General features: G+C 36.8%; 22 protein-coding genes. 10 read left to right on the top strand and 12 right to left on the bottom strand.

Annotated elements, in window-relative coordinates; translation table 11 throughout:
- Positions 1 to 109 precede the first annotated feature (109 nt).
- The 5 genes from Q0252_RS01995 to ruvX all read right to left on the bottom strand — a co-directional run bounded on the left by Q0252_RS01995 (position 110) and on the right by ruvX (position 3,870).
- Positions 110 to 946 carry a hypothetical protein gene (locus Q0252_RS01995; protein WP_297983158.1) on the bottom strand — a complete coding sequence of 279 codons (837 nt, stop codon included), beginning with the start codon at positions 944 to 946 and terminating at the stop codon, positions 110 to 112.
- Positions 947 to 1,271: 325 nt separating this feature from the next.
- Positions 1,272 to 2,042 carry a nucleoside triphosphate pyrophosphohydrolase gene (gene mazG / locus Q0252_RS01990; RefSeq protein WP_297983156.1) on the bottom strand — a complete coding sequence of 257 codons (771 nt, stop codon included), beginning with the start codon at positions 2,040 to 2,042 and terminating at the stop codon, positions 1,272 to 1,274.
- Between the two features lie 180 nt (positions 2,043 to 2,222).
- Entirely contained in the window at positions 2,223 to 2,774 is a 552-nt protein-coding gene (locus Q0252_RS01985) for a DUF5606 domain-containing protein (RefSeq protein WP_297983154.1), read from the bottom strand.
- A 113-nt stretch (positions 2,775 to 2,887) separates the two neighbouring features.
- Complete coding sequence (gene def / locus Q0252_RS01980; protein ID WP_297983151.1) at positions 2,888 to 3,460, bottom strand: peptide deformylase; 573 nt, start codon at positions 3,458 to 3,460, stop codon at positions 2,888 to 2,890.
- Positions 3,457 to 3,870, bottom strand: a complete 414-nt coding sequence (gene ruvX / locus Q0252_RS01975) for a Holliday junction resolvase RuvX (RefSeq protein ID WP_297983148.1) — start codon at positions 3,868 to 3,870, stop codon at positions 3,457 to 3,459. The genes def and ruvX overlap by 4 nt, the downstream gene beginning before the upstream one ends.
- 402 nt (positions 3,871 to 4,272) lie before the next feature.
- On the opposite strand from ruvX, the gene Q0252_RS01970 reads away from it, so the two are divergent.
- Positions 4,273 to 4,755 carry a histidine phosphatase family protein gene (locus Q0252_RS01970; RefSeq protein WP_297983145.1) on the top strand — a complete coding sequence of 161 codons (483 nt, stop codon included), beginning with the start codon at positions 4,273 to 4,275 and terminating at the stop codon, positions 4,753 to 4,755.
- An 85-nt stretch (positions 4,756 to 4,840) separates the two neighbouring features.
- On the opposite strand, the gene Q0252_RS01965 is transcribed toward Q0252_RS01970, so the two are convergent.
- Positions 4,841 to 6,388: a serine hydrolase gene (locus Q0252_RS01965; protein ID WP_297983142.1), complete on the bottom strand. Its 1,548-nt coding sequence runs from the start codon at positions 6,386 to 6,388 to the stop codon at positions 4,841 to 4,843.
- A gap of 64 nt (positions 6,389 to 6,452) precedes the next feature.
- On the opposite strand from Q0252_RS01965, the gene Q0252_RS01960 reads away from it, so the two are divergent.
- The 4 genes from Q0252_RS01960 (at position 6,453) to Q0252_RS01945 (ending at position 10,277) form a co-directional block, all read left to right on the top strand.
- Positions 6,453 to 7,814, top strand: a complete 1,362-nt coding sequence (locus Q0252_RS01960; protein WP_297983139.1) for an orotate phosphoribosyltransferase — start codon at positions 6,453 to 6,455, stop codon at positions 7,812 to 7,814.
- A gap of 47 nt (positions 7,815 to 7,861) precedes the next feature.
- A complete protein-coding gene (locus Q0252_RS01955) occupies positions 7,862 to 8,773 on the top strand; it encodes an AEC family transporter (RefSeq protein ID WP_297983137.1) in 912 nt (303 codons plus the stop codon).
- A gap of 96 nt (positions 8,774 to 8,869) precedes the next feature.
- Positions 8,870 to 9,574 carry a DsbA family oxidoreductase gene (locus tag Q0252_RS01950; RefSeq protein WP_297983134.1) on the top strand — a complete coding sequence of 235 codons (705 nt, stop codon included), beginning with the start codon at positions 8,870 to 8,872 and terminating at the stop codon, positions 9,572 to 9,574.
- A gap of 130 nt (positions 9,575 to 9,704) precedes the next feature.
- Positions 9,705 to 10,277: a YceI family protein gene (locus Q0252_RS01945; protein WP_297983132.1), complete on the top strand. Its 573-nt coding sequence runs from the start codon at positions 9,705 to 9,707 to the stop codon at positions 10,275 to 10,277.
- A 60-nt stretch (positions 10,278 to 10,337) separates the two neighbouring features.
- Here the strand turns inward: Q0252_RS01945 and Q0252_RS01940 are convergent, their stop codons facing one another.
- Positions 10,338 to 11,213 (bottom strand): DUF4846 domain-containing protein, encoded by an 876-nt coding sequence (locus Q0252_RS01940; RefSeq protein WP_297983129.1) that lies wholly within the window; start codon positions 11,211 to 11,213, stop codon positions 10,338 to 10,340.
- Positions 11,214 to 11,300: 87 nt separating this feature from the next.
- Between Q0252_RS01940 and Q0252_RS01935 the strand changes: the two genes are divergently transcribed.
- Positions 11,301 to 14,108, top strand: coding sequence for an aminopeptidase (locus tag Q0252_RS01935; protein ID WP_297983126.1), 2,808 nt, complete (start codon positions 11,301 to 11,303; stop codon positions 14,106 to 14,108).
- A gap of 54 nt (positions 14,109 to 14,162) precedes the next feature.
- Here the strand turns inward: Q0252_RS01935 and Q0252_RS01930 are convergent, their stop codons facing one another.
- Positions 14,163 to 14,954: a T9SS type A sorting domain-containing protein gene (locus tag Q0252_RS01930; protein WP_297983124.1), complete on the bottom strand. Its 792-nt coding sequence runs from the start codon at positions 14,952 to 14,954 to the stop codon at positions 14,163 to 14,165.
- Between the two features lie 134 nt (positions 14,955 to 15,088).
- Between Q0252_RS01930 and Q0252_RS01925 the strand changes: the two genes are divergently transcribed.
- The 4 genes from Q0252_RS01925 to Q0252_RS01910 all read left to right on the top strand — a co-directional run bounded on the left by Q0252_RS01925 (position 15,089) and on the right by Q0252_RS01910 (position 21,705).
- Positions 15,089 to 18,322, top strand: coding sequence for a hypothetical protein (locus Q0252_RS01925; protein ID WP_297983121.1), 3,234 nt, complete (start codon positions 15,089 to 15,091; stop codon positions 18,320 to 18,322).
- Positions 18,323 to 18,397: 75 nt separating this feature from the next.
- Entirely contained in the window at positions 18,398 to 19,396 is a 999-nt protein-coding gene (dusB, locus tag Q0252_RS01920; protein ID WP_297983118.1) for a tRNA dihydrouridine synthase DusB, read from the top strand.
- Between the two features lie 77 nt (positions 19,397 to 19,473).
- A complete protein-coding gene (locus Q0252_RS01915) occupies positions 19,474 to 20,385 on the top strand; it encodes an ABC transporter ATP-binding protein (RefSeq protein WP_297983116.1) in 912 nt (303 codons plus the stop codon).
- A gap of 3 nt (positions 20,386 to 20,388) precedes the next feature.
- The gene (locus Q0252_RS01910; RefSeq protein ID WP_297983113.1) at positions 20,389 to 21,705 is read left to right on the top strand and encodes an ABC transporter permease; all 1,317 of its coding nucleotides are present in this window, start codon (positions 20,389 to 20,391) and stop codon (positions 21,703 to 21,705) included.
- 94 nt (positions 21,706 to 21,799) lie between these two features.
- Here Q0252_RS01910 and Q0252_RS01905 read toward each other — a convergent pair whose 3' ends face one another.
- The 4 genes from Q0252_RS01905 to efp all read right to left on the bottom strand — a co-directional run bounded on the left by Q0252_RS01905 (position 21,800) and on the right by efp (position 24,966).
- Complete coding sequence (locus Q0252_RS01905) at positions 21,800 to 22,456, bottom strand: porin family protein (RefSeq protein ID WP_297983110.1); 657 nt, start codon at positions 22,454 to 22,456, stop codon at positions 21,800 to 21,802.
- Positions 22,457 to 22,475: 19 nt separating this feature from the next.
- Positions 22,476 to 23,348, bottom strand: a complete 873-nt coding sequence (gene sucD, locus Q0252_RS01900) for a succinate--CoA ligase subunit alpha (protein ID WP_297983107.1) — start codon at positions 23,346 to 23,348, stop codon at positions 22,476 to 22,478.
- An 87-nt stretch (positions 23,349 to 23,435) separates the two neighbouring features.
- Positions 23,436 to 24,338, bottom strand: a complete 903-nt coding sequence (locus Q0252_RS01895) for an LpxD N-terminal domain-containing protein (RefSeq protein ID WP_297983104.1) — start codon at positions 24,336 to 24,338, stop codon at positions 23,436 to 23,438.
- Positions 24,339 to 24,402: 64 nt separating this feature from the next.
- A complete protein-coding gene (efp, locus tag Q0252_RS01890; RefSeq protein WP_297983101.1) occupies positions 24,403 to 24,966 on the bottom strand; it encodes an elongation factor P in 564 nt (187 codons plus the stop codon).
- Positions 24,967 to 25,000: the final 34 nt, after the last annotated feature.

The following is a 25,000-nucleotide window of genomic DNA, read 5'->3' as shown; positions in this document are numbered from 1 at the left end:
GAGAGCACAGTATTTCTACGGTTCGGATGGTGGAAGAATTTCTGCGGGAATTGGTTTAGGATTTTAATATTTTTGCCACCGATAAAATAGATTTAAGAAAACTAAAGTTTTAGTCCAAAGTAAAACTGTAAACATTTCCGCCCTCACCTTTATCCTTTTCATCAGCGATTAAAAGCGTTTTATCATCTTTGAAAACAATCGATTCTTTTTGAGAATTATGATTTAGGCTTACGGTTTTAATAGTTGCTTTGCTGAAATCGTTTTCATTAAAATTTTCAAGCACAAAAATATTTTTGTGACTCAACAAAACGATTTTATTTTCCGCAGAGCTGATCGTTGCAGAAGTGATGGCAGCATCGTTGAAATTGCCTTCCAGCTGTAGTTTCCCGACTAACTTTGCAGGAAAATTTCCTGCCTTGTTCGGAACTTTATACACTAAAAATGTTCCGTCGAAATTCTTGCTTCTGTTTTTGGTGAAGAGATAAAAACTGTCTTTGTACACCACAAATCCTTCGCAATCGTAAAGCAACTCAGATTTTTTTGGAGGAAATGCTGTTTGTTCCGGATAAGAAAATTTAGTTTCCTGAAGAACCGGCGTACTTGAATCTCCTTTTTTCATATCAATTTTAAGGATGGACAAATCCTTTCGGTCGTTTTCGTTGTTACCAAAATTTCCGATGTAGGTAAATCCGTTTTTATCACTGGTAATGTCTTCCCAGTCGATATTTTCAACGTTTTCGATTTCCTTTTCTCCGATAATTTTTCCGGCAAAATCAAGTCCATAAACTACGTTTGGATTTCCCTGGTCTGCAATGGCATAAATGGATTTTCTGTCCGCTGACATCGCAATTCCCGAAACTTCATCTAAAACTTTAGGTAAACTGATCACAGTTTCCAAATGATCAGCAACAGGTTTTTCAGAAGTTGATTTGGAATTGCAGTTCATTAAAAAAAGCACAGAAAGAGCTGAAATTTTATACATTATTGAAAATTTGACACAAAAATCCGAAAATTATTTTAATCAAATGATTAATTCATTTGTTTTGTTATTTGAGGTTATGAACTTTTGTTTTCCACTGTTTCTGAAACGCAGCAAAAGGCTATGTTCATCAATTTATGATTCTGATGATTTTTATTCTGATGAGCGGCTTGTTTACACCAATTGAACAGTCGGCGATTTAGAATTAAAGGAAAAAGTCTTAAAAGTGGAAAAATTGAAAATATAAAATTGAAAATTAACAGGATTGAAGGCTTTCTTCAACTTTCAACTATCAATTGTCGATTAATTTAGCTTCTTCCCAAAGTTCATCCATTTTTTCGAGCGACATTTCAGATAAATTTAAACTTCTTTCGTTCGCTAAATTTTCCATTTTTTGGAAGCGGGAAATGAATTTTAAATTGGTTTTCTCCAAAGCTGTATCAGGATTTAAACCTGAAATTCGAGCATAGTTGATTAATGAAAAGAAAACATCACCCAATTCCTGTTCTTTCTTTTCTGAATCCTTTTCAGCATGAAATTCTGCGAGTTCTTCATCCACTTTTTTCCACGCGTCTTCGGCGTTTTCAAATTCGAAACCAATTCCTTTTACTTTCTCCTGAATTCTAAATGCTTTCACCAAACTCGGCGTTCCTTTCGAAACTCCGGAAAGAACAGATTTGTTGCCTTCTTTAAGTTTCAGTTTTTCCCAATTTTGTTTTACTTCTTCTTCATCTTTCACCTCAACATCACCGTAAATATGCGGATGACGGAAAATCAGTTTTTCATTTAAAGAATTAATGACATCTGCAATATCGAAACTGCCCTTTTCGGAACCGATTTTCGCATAGAAAACCAAATGGAGCAGCACATCGCCCAACTCTTTCTTGATCTCGGGTAAATCTTCCACTAAAAGCGCATCCGACAATTCGTACACCTCTTCCAAAGTTAAATGACGGAGACTTTGCAAATCCTGCTTTTTATCCCATGGACATTTTTCGCGCAAATCGTCCATGATGTCGAGTAATTTTGAGAAGGCTTCGAGTTTTTGTTCTTTGGTGTTCATACTTTGATGGATGTTGGATGTTTGATGTTTGATGTTTGATGTTTGATGTTTGATGTTTGATGTTTACAAAGTTACAGCAAAAATGCAAAAAAAATTCCCACAGATTTCACAGATGAGCACAGACAAAAAAATCTGTGGGAGTCCGTATAATCTGTGGGATATAAATTTGAGGATAAAAGTTTACCCCTGTTTTCTGTGCGTGCTTTTCGGAGCAGATTTCGCAGCAGAAGTACTTGCTTTTGCCTTTGGAGCAGCAGCTTTCTCGGATTTTGGAGCTGCCTTTTTAGTTTCCTTTTTCTCAGCTTTCGGTGCTTCTTCTTCACCTTCAGTTTCGGCTTTTACAAAGCTTTCAGCAGAAATATAACCTGCTTTCTGAAGAATATTGTACCATTGCGCCAATTTCTTCATATCCGAAACATAAACTCTGTCTGTATCATAGTTTGGCAAAGCTATAGACATAAAATCTCTCAGTTCTGCATCCGTAGATTTGTGAGAAATGGTTTCTTTATAATCGTTTGCTTTTGCTACATTTTCGAAAACTTCGAACAAAGGAACTTCTTTATCGAACGTAAACATCGCGATGTTATCCAACAAGCTTACCTGAGAAGAATTCCCAATGCTTACTTTCTTTTTTGTAACTACATCTTCGATGATGAAACCGTTTTTCAACTGTGAAATCAATTTGAAAAGTCCCGGTTTTCCTGAAATTGAAATAATTTTTTCTAACTGCATATTATTCTTTTTTGCTTTCGGCTTTCGGCGAGACGCTTTCTGCCAAATTATTTATTGTTTAATTTATTTTTTTTGGAGCACCAATTACTCATTGCTCATTACTTATTGCTCATTTACTTTGGAAAGCGCATTTTGTAGTTCACGCTAACATCGCCATTCGTAATTTTTACTAATTTTCCTTTCACGAGTTTTTTCTTCAAAGCTGAAAGATGGTCTGTAAACAAAACGCCTTCAATATGGTCGTATTCGTGCTGAATCACTCTCGCTCTGATGTCTGAAAAAGTATCGGTATGCTTCACGAAATTTTCGTCGTAATATTCAATCAAAATCGTTTCTTTACGCTTCACATCTTCGCGAACATCAGGAATTGAAAGACAGCCTTCGTTGAACTTCCACTCCTCTCCGCTTTCCTCCAAAATTTTGGCGTTGATGAATACTTTTTTGAAATTTTTCAGTTCATCCGCAATGTCTTCATAATCTTCATCTTCCGCCAAAGGCGAAACATCCACGATAAAAAGACGGATATCGAGACCAATTTGTGGCGCAGCAAGTCCAATTCCATGAGCTCCGTCCATGGTTTCGAACATATTTTCAATCAATTCTTTCAGCTCCGGATAATCTTTGTCGATTTCGTGGCAATGTTTGCGCAAAACCGAATCTCCGAAAGCCCGTATTGGTAAAATCATTTTCTTGTTTCTAAAAAATTCTGCAATATGATGGTTGCACTTACTTTGTCTATTAAACCTTTTTCCTGTCTCGCTTTCTTATTTTTACCGCTCTGACTGATAAAAAATGAAGCCATTTTCGACGTAAAACGCTCATCAAAACGATGAACTTCCACCGTTGGAAAATCAGTTTTAAACTGTTCTATAAATTTTAAAATATCGGTTTCCACTTCCGAAATATTCCCTCGCAAATCCATCGGAAGCCCAATAACAACAGCTTCCACGCTATTTTCGGTAAAATATTTTTTCAGAAAAACAAAGATATTTTTCGTTTCTACGGTTTCCAAACCGCTAGCAATCATCTGTAAATCGTCTGTCGCTGCAATACCGCAACGTGCTTTCCCATAATCTATTGCGAGGATTTGTCCCATAGTTTGCAAAGCTACAAAATTTTGAAAAATTTTTAACCCAAAACCACAAACTTTAGTTTCAGTGAAAGTTTCAACCACAAAAGACACAAAAGAATTATTGCGGAGAGAGTTATTGAAAAGAATACATAATTGTTGTTACACGCAAAAGCGCAAATTATTTTTAAAATTTGGAATATTTAAGGCGCAAAGTTATTGACTTGGTCAAAATTGTAGCTATGCCTTTTCACGCTGAGGCTGTCGAAGCGTTTTCAACCAAACTTTTGCCAACTTTAAAAGGGTACCATTTCATCCTTATTATTGAAAGAAAAACTTTTCTGCCTTTTGTGGTTTATAAATTCATCAAAACGTATGGTTTAAAAATATTTTTGCTGCAGAATCGAAAAAATTTCTATTTTCGTTTTCATGAAAACATTAATCCTTGTGCGACATGCCAAAAGCGACTGGACGCATGATCTTCCGGATTTCGACAGACCGCTGAACGACAGAGGACACAAAGACGCGCCAAGAATGGCAAGATTTGTACACGAAAAAGGCATTGAAATTCAGCAATTTGTAACGAGTCCCGCAAAACGTGCGTTAACAACCTGCCGTTATTTTTCGGAAGTATATGAAAACAAGGACATCAAAAAAGTGGAAGAACTTTACCACGCTTCTTCAAAAGAATTTTTGGAAACAATTAATGAACTGGACGATAAATTCGACCATGTTGCGCTGTTTTCGCATAACAACGGTATTTCAGATTTTGCGAGTTCGCTGACTTCGGAACCAGTTCTGTTCCCAACTTGTGGCGTTGCCGTTTTTGAAATTGATTGTGAAGAATGGTCGCAGTTTGAGGGAGCGGAGAAAAAACTGCTGCATTTTTTTGCACCGAAGGAAGTTTTGTAAAATGCCACGAATGCACAAATAAATCTGCTCAATCTGCAAAATCAGTGAGACATTAAAAGTTTTATTCGTGCATTGGTGGCAAAAATTATTTCTTTTTCAAATCCAAATCTTCAAAATCAAAACTGAAATCCGTGATATCCGAAATCGGTTTCATTTTAGCAGATTTTGCTTTTCCGCTTTCATCAAATTCAAAAGTGACGAAAGCATCGGCATCATAACTTCTGTCGTCCCATTTTGCAATAAATGTGTCTTTGGAATAAGGAATTAAATCACCTTTCAAACGTGGCGAAGTTTTGCTCGCAATTCTGTACCCTTTTTTCGCTTTTGAAATTTCTACATCACCAAACCACAAATCGGTGTAGGTTCCAACAAAGTTTTCGGGCTTTAGTTGTTCCTTTTTATTTTTAGAGAATTCTGCAGACTTAGCGAAAACTTCTTTCTTGCCTTTCTCGAAATCAGCATTGAGTTTGGACATTCTGTCGCCGTAAGTTTTTAACCAATTTCTGTCAGCAATTCCGAGGTAAGAATCTTTCACGGTGTTGGTAATCGTGTTGAAAGCCGCACCACTTTGTTGGTTCGTTAATACTACAATTCCGAGTTTCATATCAGGAATCAACGTAAACTGCGTTACTGTTCCAATTAATCCACCCGTATGCTGAACCTGTTGATGACCTTTTACATCGCTTAAAAACCAACCCATTCCGTAACCGTAGAAATTGGTATCGTAAGGATTTTTCAGCGCAACAGGAATTGGCTGCTGAATTTGCCACAATTGCTGAATTTGCTTATCGGAAACTAATTTTTTACCGTCTTTCGTTGTAAAACCGTTCATTAGAAATTCTGCCCAAATAGTCATATCTTTGATATTCGACATAATTCCACCGGCTGCGTTGGCGGTTTCGTTCCAATCGTGCGGAACTTGGATGGCTTTTCCATCAACAGGAGCATGAGCGTCAATCAAATTTTTTACACCTGCATTTTTGGCGCGGTTGTAACTTCCAAAACTTGAAGTCATTCCGACAGGTTTCATAATTCTCTGCTCGATAAATTCTGCCCAACTTAAACCCGAAATTCTGTGAATGACTTCTCCTGCCACGATGAACATTATGTTGTTGTAATCCATAGTGTTTCTGAACGAATGTTCCGGTTTCAAGTATCTCAGGTTGTGAACGATATCATTCACACTTAAAGTTCCTCCTTCAGGAAAAAACATCAAATCGCCCTGTCCGAGACCAAGTCCGGCTCTGTGCGTGATTAAATCTTTAATGGTAATTTCCTGCGTTACATAATCGTCATGCATTTTGAATTCGGGAATAAATTTGGTGACTTTATCGTCGAAATTCAGTTTGCCTTCGTCCGCTAAAATCGCCAATGCCGTTGCTGTAAAACCTTTTGAGTTGGAAGCAATTCCCACCAAAGTTTCATCATTCATTTTTTGTTTTGAAGTGAGTGATGCAACTCCAAAACCTTTTGAATAGACCGTTTTTCCATCCTTAACAATTCCGACAGACATTCCCGGAACGTCGAAAGTTTTCAACGTATTTTGAATGAGTTCATCGAGTTTTTTCTCTTCGACTTGAGCGAAAGAGAGGAAAGACAAAACAATAAGGAGGAAAGTTAGAGTACGTTTCATTTTTAAAATTTGATTTCCTCAAAGATAACGAATTCCCTAACTTTGTAGAAATCGTAAAAAGTAAATGGAAAGTAAGAAAGAATTCTTTTTGGAATGCTATAAACTTGGCATTATCAAATTCGGAAAATTTACCCTGAAAAGCGGGATTGAAAGTCCGTTTTATGTAGATTTGAGACCGCTCGCATCCGACCCGAAAATTTTAAAACACCTCGCCAATTATCTTTTGGAAATGCTTCCTTTGGATAATTTCGATTTGATTTGTGGCGTTCCTTATGCGGCGCTTCCAATGGCGACCGCAATGTCTCTGGAAAGTTATATTCCGCTGATTATCAAACGTAAAGAAGCCAAACAATACGGCACTAAAAAACTGATTGAAGGCATCTACAAAAAAGGACAAAACTGTCTTTTGGTGGAAGATGTGATTACTTCGGGAAAATCGCTTTTAGAAACGATTCCTGAAATTGAGGATGAAGGAATTACGGTTTCGGATATTGTGGTAGTTTTGGACAGAGAACAGGGCGGAAAAGAAATGCTCGAAAGCAAAGGTTATCGTGTTCATACGCTTTTCACAATTTCAGAAGTATGCAGAATGTTGAAAGAAGAAGGTCATTTAACTGACGATGAAGTAACAAGAATTAATGATTTTCTTGCCGGAAATGTGGTGAAATTCGAAGAAAAGAAAAGAAAATCTTACGCTGAAAAACTGGAAGCGAACGGATTACATTCCAAAGCGAAAAAATTGTTGGAGATTGCAGTGGAGAAAAAATCAAACCTGATTGCTTCCGCCGATGTTATTACGACAGCTGAACTTTTGGATTTGGCCGAAAAAGTTGGTCCAAACATTGTGGCGCTGAAAACGCATATCGATATTATTACAGATTTCGATTACGATACAACGATTATTCCTTTAATTGATATTGCTAAAAAACACAACTTTCTTTTGATGGAAGACCGTAAGTTTGCCGACATCGGAAATACACAGGAACTGCAGTATTCCTACGGAATCTACAAAATTTCGAACTGGGCAGACTTGATTACTTCGCAGGTTATTGGTGGTTATCAAAGTTTGGATTTTTTCCATAATTCCGGTGTTATTGCCATTTTGAGTATGTCTTCGAAAGGAACATTGACTGACGCAAATTATTTTGAAGAAGCACAAAAAGTGGCGCTTTCTCATCCCAACGTTATCGGTGGAGTTTCACAAAAACCAATTAATGAGGAACTGTTGCTTTTCACACCTGGAGTTAGTTTAGAAAAAGGTGGTGACGGAAAAGGTCAGCAATATAATACGCCGGATCATGTTTTCAGAAATTTGCAAACTGATTTTATCATTGTTGGTCGCGGAATTTACAGATCTGATGACCCTGAGAAGGCTTCGCTTTCGTACAAAATTGCAGGTTGGAATGCGTATAAGAGTTTAATGTAAAATATTTTAAAGTCTTTCATAACCTGTTCTTTGCCTGAACCTCCAAAATGTCCAACCTTATCCTCCTTTTCCTCTGTCTTTTTCTTGGGATTTTTTTCAGGAAGATGAATTTGTTTCCGAAAAATTCGAGTGATGTTCTGAATGCTTTTGTCATCAATATTTCGTTACCATCGCTTGCGATTTATTTCATCCCTAAAATTGAGATGAATGCTTCTGTAATATTTCCGGTTTTGGTGGCTTGGATTGGCATTTTTTCGGCGTTTGCCTTTTTTTTTGTGCTTGGAAAAAATTTAGGTTGGAGCAAAAGCGTGATTGGTGCCCTAATTCTTTGTGCCGGATTCGGTAACACTTCATTTGTGGGAATACCAATTATACAGGCACTTTACGGCGAACACGGCATAAAAACAGTGATGCTTGTTGACCAACCCGGAAGTTTTGTAGCGCTTTCGACTGTCGGAATTTTATTCGCTAATCTGTATTCGGGCGGAAAAGTTTCGGCGAAAGAGTTAATGATAAAACTTTTCAGGTTTCCTCCTTTTATCGGGTTTTTGATTGGCTTATTATTAAATATTTTCAGTTTTGAAGTTTCTAAAGATTTGGAAGAAGTGTTTAACAAACTTGGTGCAACAACGGTTCCGCTCGCCCTGATTTCTGTAGGAATGCAGCTGCGCGTTCCAAAACTCGATCACGACACCAAGTACCTTATTTGGGGACTTTTATTCAAATTGATGATTTACCCGCTAATTATCTTTGTTCTTTACTGTATCATTTTTAAACAACGCGGTCAAGAGGTCGAAATTTCTGTTCTGGAAGCAGCAATGGCGCCTATGATTACGGCGGGAATTATCGCTTCCGCACACAAACTGGAACCCAAACTCTGCAATATGATGATTGGCGTAGGAATTCCGCTTTCGTTTATTACCGTTGGTTTTTGGTATTTGCTTCTTCAAATTTTTTAATTTTTAATATTGAAACAAAAGCCATTTCTTATCTTACATCAATGTCCCTTATTTAAAACAGAAGTAAATTTGTATTAATAATTTAAATCACACAATATGAAAGTAGATATTTGGAGTGACATACGCTGTCCTTTTTGTTACGTAGGGAAAAAGAAATTCGAAAAAGGACTTGAACAGTTTGGAAATGGTGAAAACATTGAAGTTGTGTGGCACAGTTTTCAACTCGATCCGTCCTTGAAAACTCAGCCGGAAATAAATCCTTACGAATTCTTCACCAAAGCCAAAGGAATTACTTTGGAACAGGCAAAAATGATGCATCAACATGCAGCCAATGCAGGAAAAGAAGCGGGAATAGATTTCAATTTTGATCATTCTAAAGTAGCAAATTCATTCAGAGGTCATTTGTTGATTCAGTTAGCCAAAACCAGAAATTTGGCTAATGAAATGGAAGAAGAACTGTTCAAAGCGCAGTTTATCAACGGCAAAAATATTGATGATGAAACTACCCTTTTGGAAATCGGAAAATCAACTGGATTCACAGATGAAGAAATCAAAAATGCTTTAACATCCGATGAAATGGCTTACCTCGTAAAACAGGATATGCAGACTGCAGCACAGTTAGGCATTAACGCAGTTCCATTCTTTGTTTTCAATGATAAATACGGAGTTTCGGGAGCACAACAGCCCGAACTTTTCGCAGAAGTTTTAGAAAAATCGTGGTCTGAATTTTCTGATGGCGACAAAGATCTCAAAATTCTCAATGAAGGAGATAGTTGTGATATTGACGGCAACTGCAATTAAATTTTCGCGCGCCTTCGGCGCGCGAAAAACATTCCAAAAAGAAATTTCTTACCATACATCAATGCCTGGAAACTCCTTCAAACCTAATTTTGTCGTCAAATTAATTCAAAAAAATTAAAATTTAAATATTATGAAAAAGATCCTTTCTTTATTAGCAGTTTTAATGCTTACAGTAAGCATTTACGCTCAAAAAACTTTGGCAAACGATCCTGCACATTCCAGAATTCAGTTTGCAACAACGCACCTCACCATTAACGATATCACCGGAAATTTCGATAAAGCGAGTTTAACGATTCATGCCAACGAGCAGGATTTCACAAAATCACATTTGCTTTTCGAAGTTGATCCAACATCGATTAATACTCATGTTGAAGCGAGAGACAACCATTTGAAGTCAGCAGATTTTTTTGATGTAGCAACATATCCAAAAATGGTTTTCAGCAGCACTTCTATTAAAAAAACGAAGAAAAATTATTATCAGGTGAACGGAAATCTTTTGATGCATGGTGTTACAAAACCTGTAAAAATTACTTTAATTTACAGAGGTTCTACTGTAAATCCTATGAGCAAAAAAACGACTTACGGTTATCAAGTTTTAGCAACTTTGAAAAGATCAGATTTCGGAATTGGAGCTAAGTTTCCTGAAGCGATCATCAGCGATTTGGTGAGAATTAAAGGAGATTTCGAATTAACAGAACAATAATTTCATAGTTTATTTTGTGTTTTTCAGAACGGAAATTCAAAGCAATTTGAGTTTCCGTTTTTATTTTGCCAAAGCATGAAATCTTTTGATAGAAGTAGGTTTGAAGATATATTTTGCCGTTACGGTATAAGGTGAATTCACATCAAGTTCGTACCAAGGAGAAATATTTTTTTTCAGGGGATTGATGAGGAGATGAACATCTTGCGCAGGCATATAACTTTCGGCCAACAGATATAGTTTTTTTCCACCCGAATTTTTTGCCGTTCCAACGATAAAAACTGTATGTCCCGGACTTCCGGGAATGATGAGAAAATCTCCGGTTTTAATATCCTGATTTTTCGTCACGGGAACCGACTCTCTGTTCAAAGAAATCGTACCTGCATAATTGAAAACAAGGTTTAAATATTTTCTGAAATTTTGATAGGAATCATCGTATCTAGCAGACTTGTGAAATTTCACTTTTTCACCATCTTCTGTAGTCCGAATTCCCTTTTTAAAATCATTCCACGACATTTTTTGTCCACTTGTGAACTGAAACTCCACTTCACCGGATCTTTTCTGAAGCCACAAATATTCTGCATACATCCTCATCCACGCATCTGCACATTGCTGTAAATCTTTTTCACCCACATCAATCTTTAAAATTGCGGCATGATGATACTGCTTTTCAATAGGAACTTTTTTGTAATCTCTAATGGGAAAATCCTTTGGATACAAAGGGAAATTGGAAAGAAATTCGCCAAAACTTCCCGGTTCTTCTTTCACCCAAACATAACCTGCAGGTGGAACGAATCTTGTATTGATTGTGGCCTTTGAATAATCAATATTCAACTCTCGGGTAAGATCACTCACCTGTCCTTTTGCAAGGCTTGAAATGGTGATGATAAAAACGAGTAAGATTCTGTAAATTTTCAGCAAGGATAAAGTTTTATTCAAATTTAAAAAAGAAAAAATAAATCATAAAATTATCAGTTTAGTAATCAAAACTAAACACTATATTTGGAAGCATTTTCGGAAAAATTTATGAAAAAACTGGTTTTGAGTCTTGGCCTTTTGTCTTTTGCAGCAATGGATGCGCAACAGGACAGCGTACATATACGGGCTAAACTTTCCGAAGATTTGCAAAAACTTTCTGTAGAGCAAAATTTTACGTACACCAATCATCTTGATGTTCCGGTTGAAAAAATAAAACTGCTGAACTGGACTTCCGCCTACAAAAAAAACACTACTCTTTCCAAAAGAAAACTGGAAGACCGCAAAAAAGATCTCTATTTTTCTAATGAAAATGAGTTGGGAAAACTGGAAATTTTGAGAATTAATGATTTAAATGTTTCCGAAAATTTCGATACTGAAAACATTTATTATCAGCTGGAAAAACCTTTGCAGCCGGGAGAAAAAATTCCTGTACGATTACAATACACGGCAAAACTTCCTTCCACAAAATTTACGGGTTACGGTACTTCTCCTGAAAAAATTTCTTTAAAATATTTTTTCATTGTTCCAGATGGATTTGAAACTGAAAATCAGGAAGGAAAAGATTTTAATGATATTAATGAAACCCAATATGGTGGTAATTTTTGGGACATCCATCTGGATTTGCCTAAAGGTTATTCTGCAGAAGGAAATTTAACCAAAAAAGATATAGATAATTTTGAAGGTACACTTTCGGAAGACCCTGAATTGTTGATAAAATTAATCGACAGCACTCCGTTAACTGCTGATGTTGATGGCGAAAAAACGGCTGTTGTCTTTGGATATCCGCTAAAAGAAGGAGAACGAGAATCTTTGGAGTTTTATTTGCCTTTACAGTTGAAATTCATCAAAGAAAAAATCGGTTTTCTGCCTCAAAAGCTTTTCATTTCTGAAAAATTTAAAGACAAAGAAGATTTCTTTGGCAACGATGATATTAAGTTTTGGAAGTTCAAATTTCAGATGTTTACTGATGCAGAAAAGACCGACCTGGATTATTTGAGCATCATTACCAAAAAAGTGGTAGATCAGGCTTTTGTTGAAGATAAAGTGGAAAACCACTGGATGAAAAACGGTTTTAAAACCTACATTGAAAAGGAATACCTGAAGAAGTTTTATCCTGAAGCCAATTTGCTGGGAAAACTTCCGTCTGAGATTTCTTTGTTTGGTTTTAAACCTTTAAAAAAGCTTCACGCTGCAAATGTTAAACTAACGGAAAGATACGGATTGGTTTACCAGTATATCATGTCGCAGAATCTGGATCAAAAAATTGGTGAGCCTTTTACAAAGTTGAGCAACTTCAACGAAATGGCGATTAGTCATTTTGAAACAGGGACACTTTTCGATTTTGTATCTGAAAAAACTGGAACTGAAAATTTTGATGCTTTCCTAAGAAATTATCTCACCAAAAACCGAAATAAAGAAATAGCTGCGCAGGATTTTCTTAATGAAATGTCTTTGGCAACGCACTACTCTTCCGATTTTTTGAGTAATTATATTAAATATGAATCCCGCGTTAATTTCAACCTGAAAAATTTCAAAAAAGACGGCGACAACTTCCGAATTCGTATTGCAAAAAATACCGATTTACCTGTTCCGTTTAAAATTACCACTGAAACAAAAACGGGTGAAAAACAATCGTATTGGTATGATACTCCCGCAAAAAAAACAGATGAAACGTATGTCATCCCAAGTTCGGAAGCTGATAAAATTTTGCTGAACGACGGCTATATTTTTCCTGAAAAGAACCTCCGCGACAATTATTTGTACACGAAAGGTATTTTTTCGAACATGAAAAAATTACGCTTCAAGCTTTTTCGCGACATCCCAAATCCGGAATACAATGAGGTGTACATTAATCCTAAAGTGAACTTTAATGCGTACGATAAATTTTTAATCGGAGTCAATTTTAAAAATAAATCTTTATTCGAACAAGATTTTCAATACACTGTAACACCTTATTACAGTACTGGAACACAAAAATTTACAGGATCGGCATCCTTGCTTTACAATTACAGACCTGTTGAAAAGTTCTATAGAAATCTTCAGTTTGGTGGTTCTGCTTCTCATTTTCATTATGATTATGATTTGGCTTACAGACGATTTTCTGTGTTTTCTAACCTGAATTTCGGTAAAAATCCGAGAAGTACCATCAGCAGAGCACTTTCGCTCACTTATAATCATTTCGATAAAGATTTAACACCTGAAATGGTTGCCAATCATGAATATGACAAGTACAACCTTTGGAGCTTAGGTTTTGGATATTCGGACAATAAACTGATTCATGAAAAATATTTCGGAACCAATCTACAGTGGATGAAGGATTTTGCAAAACTTTCAGCCGAATACTTTTACCGTTGGGAATATGCGCGGGAAAAAAAAATCAGTTTTAGATTGTTTGGAGGATATTTCTTTAATAATAATACCAGAAACAACCTTTTTGATTACGGAATTTCAAGAGTTTCCAATTACTCTTTCTCTTATAATTTATTGGGACAAAGTGCTACCAGCGGGATTCTTTCGCAGCAATATATTTTGGCAGAGGGTGGTTTTAAATCTTTTTTTAAAGACACCGCCAACCAATGGATTGTAAGTCATAATATTGACGCCCATGTTTGGAAAATGTTCAATTTCTACGCAGATGCAGGAGTTTACAAAAACAAAGAATACAGCGGTGCAAAATTCTTGTATGATACCGGTGTAAAAATAAAACTGATTCCGGATTTTCTTGAAGTATATCTACCCTTACAGTCTTCAAACGGTTTCGAGCCTTCCTTTAAAGACTATGGAAAAAGAATAAGGTATACTTTGGTATTCAATTTTAATGCGCTCACCAACCATTTCCGCAGAGGTTGGTTCTAAATAAAAAAACCGGATGATAAAATCTTCCGGTTTTCATTATGCTAAAGCTTTAAATTATTTTTTGATAATTTTTTGCGCTGCTTTTTTAGCGTTAACTTCTCCAGTAATAATGTAAACTCCTTTTGCCAAAGAAGAAACATCTAAAGAAGAACCATCAGAAACAGCCGCAGTTTTTACTACTTGTCCGTTTGCGTTGATTACTTTTACATCAGCTTTTGCAGCGAAGATAATATTGCTATCTACAACAGTGTTTTTCACTAATCTTGCTTTTGAAGAGTTTGCATCAACTACAGCTAATGAAGTATCAGTTGTTACAACTTTAATATTGTCGATATAAGCTCTTTTTGCTGTAGTCTCAATTTGCACAGTTGAATTTGCAACACCTCCCGTAAAACTTACAGATTTGGATTCTAAAGAACCAGACATTAGTGCTGTGTAAGATACAGTTTTTGAAGCTTGACCAGTAATTGTTACTTTAATATCACCTTCTACTGAAGTCCATCCTTTAACATCGAAAGAAACAATTACATTTCCTCCGTCTGTAGATAAATCAACAACTTTTGAGGTCATTGATCCTGCTAAACTACTCGTTCCCAATTTTACCATTCCACCTGCCATGTAAGCTTTTATTCCAGTAGGAAAATTTGCAGAAGGAACTCCCGCTGGTAAAACTGTAGTACCAGGGTTATAAATATCGGTTCCGTCTGGTGCAGTTGTTCCGCTGCTGGTAGTGTTTCCACCTTTGGTATAGGCTGCAAAGTCTTCAGTAAGAACTGTAGTTTGAGTTTGAGAATACGCTGAAGCAGATAATACAGCTACTGCAACTAAAGAATAAAATTTTTTCATAAGTATAAAATTTAAAATTATTTTCGGCATAAAGATAATAAGTTTCTGTGCTTTACGCTTTAATTTTATGTTAAAAGTATCCACAATTTCCACAAAATAATTTCGTTACTTTTACACAAAGGTTTTACAGACATTTGAGGAGAATTTTTATAGCTTTTTTTCTGTTTTTCAGTGGGTTAATTTTTACTAACGCACAGATTTTCACGTGGAAAAATCCAAACCTTCCCGAAGATTCTACCAAACAGGACTCTATCCTTTCCGCAAAAATTGAAAAAGACGTTTTTGTACGCGACACCTTGGATTTTATCAAAACTAATAATAAAGTTATTGTTGATGAAGCTGTTCTCGTCAAAAATTCGAGTTCGAAAATTTTGGGAGATCTTAATTCGAAAGGCTCCATTATTCGCGGAATTACGTTTGGAAACAATCAGGGACAGAGTGTGCAAAGCTCGATGGATTTGCAGATTTCGGGAAAACTTTCGAAAGATGTTTCTGTTTTAGCAAGTATTTCCGACCATAATTTGCCCATTCAAGCCGATGGTTATACGCAAACTTTGGAAGAGTTCGACAAGATTTACATGCAGCTGAATATTAAGGAAAAATCAATTCTTCGCGCCGGACATTTGGATTTGCTGGATGATAAAACCTACTTCGGACGTTACCAAAGACGAAGCATGGGGCTGGAATTTCAGACAGCTTTTGGAACGGATAACAAAACTTTTGCAGGAATTTCCGCCGGAGTTGCAAGAAGCGAATTTCATCGCGTGCGTTTTCAGGGTGTTGAAGGAAATCAGGGACCTTATCGTTTGAACGGTAGAAACGGGGAACAGTTTATCACCATTATTTCGGGTTCGGAACAGGTTTATATTGACGGAATTTTGATGAAACGCGGCGAAAACCTCGATTACATCATTAATTACAATACCGGAGAAATAACTTTCACGAGTTTCAGACCTATTTTCAAACAGAATTTCATTACCGTTTCTTACAATTACACGAACAGAAACTACAACCGTTTTTTGGTTACTGGCGGCGTTCAGCATGAAAGAGAAAAACTCAAAATCGGCTTAAATTGGTTCCTTGAAAACGACAACAAAAACGCTCCGCTTTCGCTGAATTTATCCAAAGAAGACGAGCAGATTCTCGCCAATGCAGGGAACAATCCGGAACTCATGTATGCTGCTTCCGGCGTAGTTACAGAATATGATGTAAACAAAATTCTGTATCAGCAAATTGCTTCTGCAAACGGTAATTATTACGAATTTTCTACCGACGAAACAGCAACACTTTATCAGGTTTCGTTTACCTATTTCGGACAAAATTTGGGTGATTACAGAATAAAACAAACCACCAACAACGGTCGTGTTTTCGAATATGTGGGAGCTAATTTGGGAGATTATCGCGCAGTTCGAAAATTGCCGTCGCCGCAAAAATCGAACGTTTTTTCGACCAATGCGGAATATCAAATTCCCGAAGGAAAAATTGGAGCAGATTTCTCGTTCAGCAATTACGATATCAATTTGTTTTCTTCCAAAGATTCCAAAGAAAATTTGGGATACGCAGGAAGAATTTTCGGTGAGAAAATTTTCACCAAAAAAAACTGGAAAGGAACACCAAGCTTTGAATTTCAGCACATCAGTTCGCAGTTTCATATTCTGGACAGAATTAATGATGTTGAATTTTCGCGGGATTTCAATTTAGCTCAGGAATTCAATAACAGGACACAAAACCGATTGATTTTCAATTTTTTAAATCAATGGAAAAATCCTTCTTTCCTGAATTACAGACTCAATTACCTCAACGAAAAAGATTTTTACAAAGGCTTTAAAAACGATTTGGATTTTGGCTGGATAAAAGGGAAATTCAATACAAAAGGGAACTTCTCCTATCTCGATACTAAAGCGACTTTTCAGAACACAAAATTTATCAGAAGCGGCATTATTTCAGAATTTACGGGACAAAAAGGAAGTTGGGCAGTTGGCGGAAGCATGGAACACAATGTGAAGAACTTCAACGAAACCAATCAGCTGGATGTAACGAGTTTCAGTTGGAAAGAAATTTTTCTTCAGAAAAAAATTGGCGATTCTACGAGAACAAAATTGCTGACCAAAATTTATTTCCGCGATAACGATTCCGTAAGAAACAATTCGTTGGAAAACATGAATCACATTTTAGGATTAATGGCTGAAAGTCAGATTATTAAAACTGAAAAAACAACTTTAAACGGTTTAATTCACTATCGGAAATTTTATTATCAAAACCAAACCATTTCCGCAAATTTGAATAATGATTTTGTGGTTGGAAATATTTTGTACCATCAGCAATTATTCCGAAACGGAATGCGTTTGCAGGCTTTTTACGAACTCGGAAACGGTCAGGAAGCACAGCGCGAATTTCAGTACATTAAAGTGACGGATGGACAAGGCGTTTATAAATGGACTGATTACAACGGCGACGGAATTCAGCAATTGGACGAATTTGAAATTGCAGAATATGCAGATTTGGCTCAATACATCAGGATTTACACGAACACCGTGAATTATATCCCTTCGAATAAAAATAAACTTCAGATGAGTTTGTTTGTGAATCCATCCGTGGTTTTCAACTCGGAAAATGCGTTTTTGAAACGATGGAATTTCAATATCTCTTTGAATTCACAAAATTCGTTTTATAAAAAAGACAAGGTTTTGGTTTGGAGTCCATTCGAAAAGAACGAAGACCAAATCCTGAAAAATCAGAACTTTTTGGCTTCGGCACAGTTCAATCCCACAGAAAGATCCGGCTGGAACGGAAATTACCGATTCATCGCGAACGACAATCTCATCAATGCCAATTTCAGCAACGAAGAAAGGCGTCAAAATTCACATTTCCTAAATGTTGGTTATTGGTTCAGCAAAGATTTTAGAATTGATTGGGAAAACTCTGTTCATCATATCGAAAACGCATCGGAACTTTTTAATTCCCGAGATTATATTCTGGATAATTTCGAAACAAAACCGAAAGCAACCTACAAACTTACAGAAACCATTCAGGCAGAGCTTTCTTCAGCATTTCGTCAGAAGAAAAGAACTGACGGTATTGAAAGGCTAAAAGCGCTGGATTTAACCGGAAGTTTGCAGTGGGACAGAAAGAAAACCTCTATTCGGGGAAGTTTTTCATTTATCAACAACGATTTTACAGGGGAAAATTTCTCCATCGTCGGAAATCAAATGCTCGATGGTTTAAAACCGGGTAAAAACGAAGTTTGGAGTATATTTTTCCAACAGGCTTTAAACTCATTCATCCAACTCAATCTAAATTACGAAGGCAGAAATTCAGGCGACAGAACCATTCATATCGGTTCGATGCAGGTAAAAGCTTCTTTTTAATGTAACAATCTAAAGGTTTCCAATTGCTACACTTTTACATTATTGCATTTATTCATTAATGCTTATTTTTGCACCATGGTAAAAATCGGCAATATAGAACTCCCTGAGTTTCCGTTACTTTTGGCTCCAATGGAAGATGTCTCGGACCCGCCTTTCAGGAAACTGTGCAAAATGCATGGTGCAGATTTGATGTATTCGGAATTTATTTCTTCTGAAGGCTTAATTCGTGATGCCATGAAAAGCCGTAAAAAACTGGATATTTTTGATTATGAAAGACCGGTTGGAATCCAAATTTTTGGTGGTGATGAAGAAGCCATGGCGCTTTCTGCAAAAATTGTAGAAACGGTAAACCCGGATTTGGTGGACATTAATTTTGGCTGTCCAGTAAAAAAAGTGGTTTGCAAAGGAGCAGGAGCCGGAGTTTTGAAAGACATCGACTTGATGGTTCGTCTCACCAAAGCCGTTGTAAATTCCACACATTTACCGGTTACTGTGAAGACAAGACTCGGTTGGGATACTTCTACCATCAACATTATGGAAGTTGCCGAAAGATTGCAGGAAGTTGGAATTAAAGCTTTAACGATTCACGCAAGAACTCGTTCCCAAATGTACAAAGGTGAAGCCGATTGGGATTATATTTCGAAAGTAAAAAACAATCCGAATATCGAAATTCCGATCTTTGGAAACGGCGATGTTGATTCTCCCGAAAAAGCATTGGAATACAGACAAAAATACGATTGCGACGGTATTATGATTGGTCGTGGTGCGATTGGTTATCCTTGGGTTTTTAATGAAATCAAACATTTTTTTGCAACGGGAGAAAAACTTCCTGCTCCAACAATTGATGACCGACTTTTAGCTGTTCGTCAACACGCAGAATGGAGTGCTGAATGGAAAGGCGAACGTCTCGGACTCATTGAAATGAGACAGCATTACAGCAATTATTTCCGTGGAGTTCCGCATTTTAAAGAATTCAGAAAGAAATTTCTGGAAGTTTTCACTTTGGAAGAAATGGATGCTTTGATTGCAGAAACGAAGACTTTTTATCAGGAAAATACTTTTGCGGAAAGATAATTTTGTTCTGAATTTTTCTTGAATTTTCGTAACATATTCCTTATTTTTCAAACTAATCCATCAAAGATTAATTTCAAATGCTAAAAGCAGAACACGTTACCAAAACCTATAACGCAGGAAAAAAACTGGCGTTGCAGGATTTTAATATCGATGTTCCGGAAGCGTCTGTTTATGGACTTCTTGGACCAAACGGTGCAGGAAAAACAACCTTCATCCGGATTATCAACCAAATTACACAAGCCGATTCCGGTGAAGTTTTTATCAACGGACAACAACTCAATCCAAACCACATCAAAGACATCGGTTACATGCCTGAAGAACGCGGTTTGTACAAAAATATGACTGTCGGAGACCAACTTCTGTATTTTGGAGAACTGAAAGGAATGACCAAAAATGATGCTTTGAACGAAGCAAAATATTGGTTCGAAACTTTACAGATTGACCAATGGTGGAAGAAAAAACTTTCCGAACTTTCCAAAGGAATGGCGCAGAAAATTCAGTTTGTGGTAACGGTTTTACATAGACCTAAATTGCTGATTCTGGATGAACCTTTCTCGGGTTTTGACCCAGTAAATGCGAATTTAATTAAAGACCAAATTCTTCATTTAAAGCAAAAAGGAACTACCATTATTCTTTCAACCCACCGTATGGAAAGTGTGGAAGAAATGTGCGATTATGTGGCTTTGATTAACAATTCTAAGAAAATTCTGGACGGAAAAGTGTTTGATGTCAGAGAGAAATTCAAGAAAAATATTTTCGGCGTAACGCTTTCTGACGTGAACAGCGAAAATTTTGAAAAATTGAGAGGTCAGTTCCATATTTCAGATTATGTGATTGAAAACGGATTGGTTTCATTCGACATGAAAAACGACAGCGACCAAAATCTGTTGGTGAGCGAGCTTTTGAAAGTAGGAAAAATCCGAAGTTTTGACGAGAAAATTCCGAGCATGAACGAAGTATTTATTAATGCTGTAAGCGCAAACAATTAAGCCATGAAGAACATTATCCTTATTACAAAGCGCGAATTTTTGACACAGGTGAAGAAAAAATCGTTCATCATTTTAACGCTTCTTGCTCCTCTTTTGATGATTGGTTTCGGCGCTTTGATTGCGTTTATGTTTAAAGCCAACGAAAGTTCTTATACCTTTAACGTTGTTGACAAAAGCGGAATTTTTACGGGTCAGCTAAAATCTGACAAGAAAATAAAATACGTTTACGTTCCTACGAATACAGAAAAATCTTTGGAAACAGCGCTGAAAGATATGCCCGGAATTGACGGGCTTTTGGTGTTACCGGAATTGAAAGACCAAAATTTCGACCAACTGGAAAAAGACACTAAACTTTTGGTAAACAAAAAAATTGGTTTTGACACGAAGATGATGGTTTCATCCGACCTATCGAATGTCATCAAAAAAGAAAAAATAAAATCTTTAGGACTGAAGGAAGACCAACTGACAGATTTGGACAAAAACTTCGATTTGAAGATGCAAAATGTTGTGGAAAATAATCAGGGCGACAGTGATTTGGCTTTCGGCGTAAAATCCGGACTGAGTATGGTTTTGATGTACGCAACTTTCATGTTTATCATTATTTACGGCGTTCGTGTGATGCGAAGTGTTCTGGAAGAAAAAAACAACCGCGTTGTCGAAATTATTATTTCATCAGTAAAACCTTTTGAATTAATGATGGGAAAAATCTTAGGTGTAACTTTAGTCGCATTGACTCAATTTGCAGTTTGGATTACAATGAGTGTGATTGGAGCATTATTTTTGAATACCGGTTTTGCAGCTATGAAAAATCAAATTCCTGGTGGAGAACAATCGGCAGAAGTGGTAGAAAAATTTGATATTCAGCAATATGCAACCGAGATTTCGCATACGCTTCTGGATATGAATTTCCCTTTGATTATATTCGTATTCATTATTTTTTTCCTTTTGGGATATATTTTCTACAGCTCGATGTACGCCGCAATTGGTTCTGCAGTTGACAACGAAACCGAGACGCAGCAGTTTACCCTTTTCGCTATTATTCCTTTAATGTTGGGAATGTACGGAAGTTTCACGATTATGAATAATCCTGATGGTCCGCTTGGCTTTTGGCTTTCTATTATTCCGTTTACGTCGCCTGTAGCGATGATTGCGAGAATTCCGTTTGGAGTTCCGGCCTGGCAAATTGCGCTGTCGATTTTCCTTTTATTGGCTTTTACCCTTTTGATGGTTTATATTGCTGCAAAAGTGTACAGAGTGGGAATTTTAATGTACGGAAACAAAGCGACAGCGAAGGAATTGTGGAAGTGGATTAGAAGTTGATTTGTTAGTATTTTGGCTTATAAATATAGTGTATAAAAAAACTCCGGCGCCAAAGGCGCCGGAGTTTTTTGTGTACTATTTTTCTTCAGAAAAATTATTCAAAAATGTAGCTCAAACCTACACTAAGAACCTGTTGAGATTTTTTTTTCTCTGTGTTCGGATCTCCAGTTGCAGATTCTACCATATTTGGATATGTATTGGAAAGACCAAGATCATACTTCAAAGCCAATTCTAACTGTCGTTTGTAGCTGAAACCTAATCCAACTCCAATACCGAAGTTAAAAGCTGCTGCTTTCCCGTTTACTGTTCCATCTCCTTCCACGGTATATCTTTGTGGAGCATTTTTAATATTCTGATTCAATAAAAAACTAAATCTAGGACCGATTAAACCATAAAACTCGGATTCTGCTTCAGAAAAATATCCCTTAAAATAAACAGGAACGCTGATGTAATTATCTGCGTAAACCGCGTCATAATAAGGACTGTCTTTAAAATCAGGATCTTTTCCAGTTTCACCCGCTCCGTAATAAACAACTTCCGGCTGAAGATAAAACTGGTCGTTATTATCAATAGGAATTAATGCCAAAGCTCCTGCCTGAACCGCAAATCTCGGTCCAGAAGGATTGTGTGCATTACTTACACGAGCATAGTTGCCACCAACGGTAAGACCGAATCTTGTACTGCTTAAATCGATTTGTGCACTTGCAGCTACTGTAGCCAAAAGTGCTGTTCCCAAAAATAGTTTTTTCATATTCTGTGTTTTGATTTGTTTATCCTAAAACTTTAGCAACAGTTTCGCCGATATCAGCTGGAGAATCTACAACGTTAATTCCGTTTTCTCTCATGATGGCCATTTTTGCCTGTGCTGTATCTTCTGCTCCACCAACGATAGCTCCGGCGTGTCCCATTGTTCTACCTTTTGGTGCAGTTTGCCCAGCGATAAATCCTACAACTGGTTTTGTAGAACCGCTTTCTTTGTAGAATCTTGCAGCTTCAGCTTCCAAAGAACCTCCAATTTCTCCAATCATTACAACAGCATCTGTTTCCGGGTCGTTAAGGAACAATTCTAAAGCTTCTTTTGTAGTAGTTCCGATAATTGGGTCACCACCAATACCAATTGCAGTAGAAACTCCGTAACCAGCTCTTACAACCTGATCTGCAGCTTCATATGTTAAAGTTCCTGATTTTGATACAATACCTACTCTCCCTTTTTTGAAAACAAAACCTGGCATAATTCCGATTTTCGCTTCATCAGAAGTGATAATTCCAGGACAGTTTGGACCGATTAATCTGCAATCTCTGTCTGCGATATAAGATTTTACTTTTACCATGTCTGCAACAGGAATACCTTCCGTAATACAAACGATTACCTTAATTCCGGCTTCTGAAGCTTCCATGATGGCATCAGCAGCAAACGCAGGTGGTACGAAAATAATAGAAACATTAGCTCCCGCTTTTTCCACAGCTTCTGCAACAGTGTTGAAAACAGGCTTTCCAAGGTGTTCTGAACCTCCTTTTCCAGGAGTTACACCACCTACAACGTTGGTTCCGTATTCAATCATCTGTTCTGCGTGGAATGTTCCTTCGTTACCGGTAAATCCCTGTACAATTACTTTTGAATCTTTGTTTACTAATACTGACATGTTTTTTTTTGTTTATTTTCCTTTCGGAATTTTATTTATTAGATTAATTATTTACAAAAATACTTAATAAAAACCTGAACTGAAAATCTATTTCAAGTTTTTGAGTTTCACCTCTTTTTTAAGATAATCCTTAAATTCTTCAGCCAAAGGACCGAAATAAGTTCCTTTTTTCAAATCTTTGTTGACGCCGGTTTTTCCTAGAAGAACAGTTCCGCTTTCAACACGGACTCCGGAAGCCATTCCAACCTGTCCCCAAATTGTTACTTCATCTTCAATAACGCAACAACCTGCAATTCCACACTGGGAAGCAATAAGACACTTTTTTCCAATCACCGTATCATGGCCAATTTGGATTTGATTATCCAAAACAGAACCTTCTCCAATAATGGTTGAAGCCGTAACGCCACGGTCAATCGTACAACCGTTCCCGATTTCTACATTGTTTTCAATCACAACATTTCCAACTGAAATTAATCTGTCGAAGTTTCCATTGAGTTTTCTGTAATAGAAAGCGTCGCCTCCCAAAACGGTATTGCTCTGTATGATAACATTATCGCCAATTTCAGTTCTGTCACCAATGACAACATTCGGGAAGATCATGCAATTTTCACCAATCTTCACATTGTTTCCAATCACAGCTGAAGAATGAACTTTCGTTCCTTCACCAATTTCAACATCGTGAAGTTCTTCAGAAAAATTATAAATCCTTGTAAAATGAGTGTTGATTTTATTGAAATCCCTAAAAGGGTCGTGCGAAACCAAAAGCGCTTTTCCTTCCGGAGCTTCCACTTCTTTATCAATAAGAATAATAGTTGCCGGAGAATTAAGGGCTTTGTCGTAATATTTCGGGTGGTTTACAAAAACAATTTCCCCATTCTGAACCATGTGAATTTCGTTGGTTCCCAAAACAGGAAAATTTTCGTCACCAATCATTTTGGCTCCGATGAGTTCTGCAATCGATTTTAAAGTCTGCGGATTTTGAAACTGCATAATTTTAAGAAATATGCAGAAAAGGGAGAACTTCTAACTTCCATCTTCCCTCTTCCAGCTTATTTTATTTTACTCTTTCCAAGTAAGAACCGTCTTCGGTGTTTACTTTAATTTTGTCTCCTGGTTCAATGAACAATGGAACCATTACTCTTGCTCCGGTTTCAACGATAGCATTTTTAAGAGCATTAGTTGCTGTGTTTCCTTTTACACCCGGGTCTGCTTCAATGACATCAAGATAAACTGAAGGTGGAATTTCCGCAGAAAGTGGAGTTTCGTCAGCTTCCTTCAAAATGATGGTTACTTCTTCTCCTGCTTTCATAAACTGCGCATTTTCAATCATTTCTTTGTTGATATACAACTGAGAGAAATCGTCGTTATTCATGAAATGGAAACCGTTTTCATCATCATAAAGATACTGGAATTTTCTGGTGATTACTTTTACCTCATCAATTTTATGACCTGCTGAAAAAGTATTGTCGATTACTTTTCCGTTGGTTACTGATTTCAGTTTTGTTCTTACAAAAGCAGGACCTTTTCCGGGCTTCACGTGAAGAAACTCAATTACTTTGTAGATATCGTTGCTGTACTCAATACATAATCCTTTTCTGATATCGTTACTTGTTGCCATTTATTATAAAAATTTTGAATTTTGAATTTTGAAT

This window comes from uncultured Chryseobacterium sp., from assembly GCF_936933875.1.
Lineage (GTDB): Bacteria > Bacteroidota > Bacteroidia > Flavobacteriales > Weeksellaceae > CAKZIK01.
This window is presented reverse-complemented; position numbering and strand designations above follow the sequence as displayed.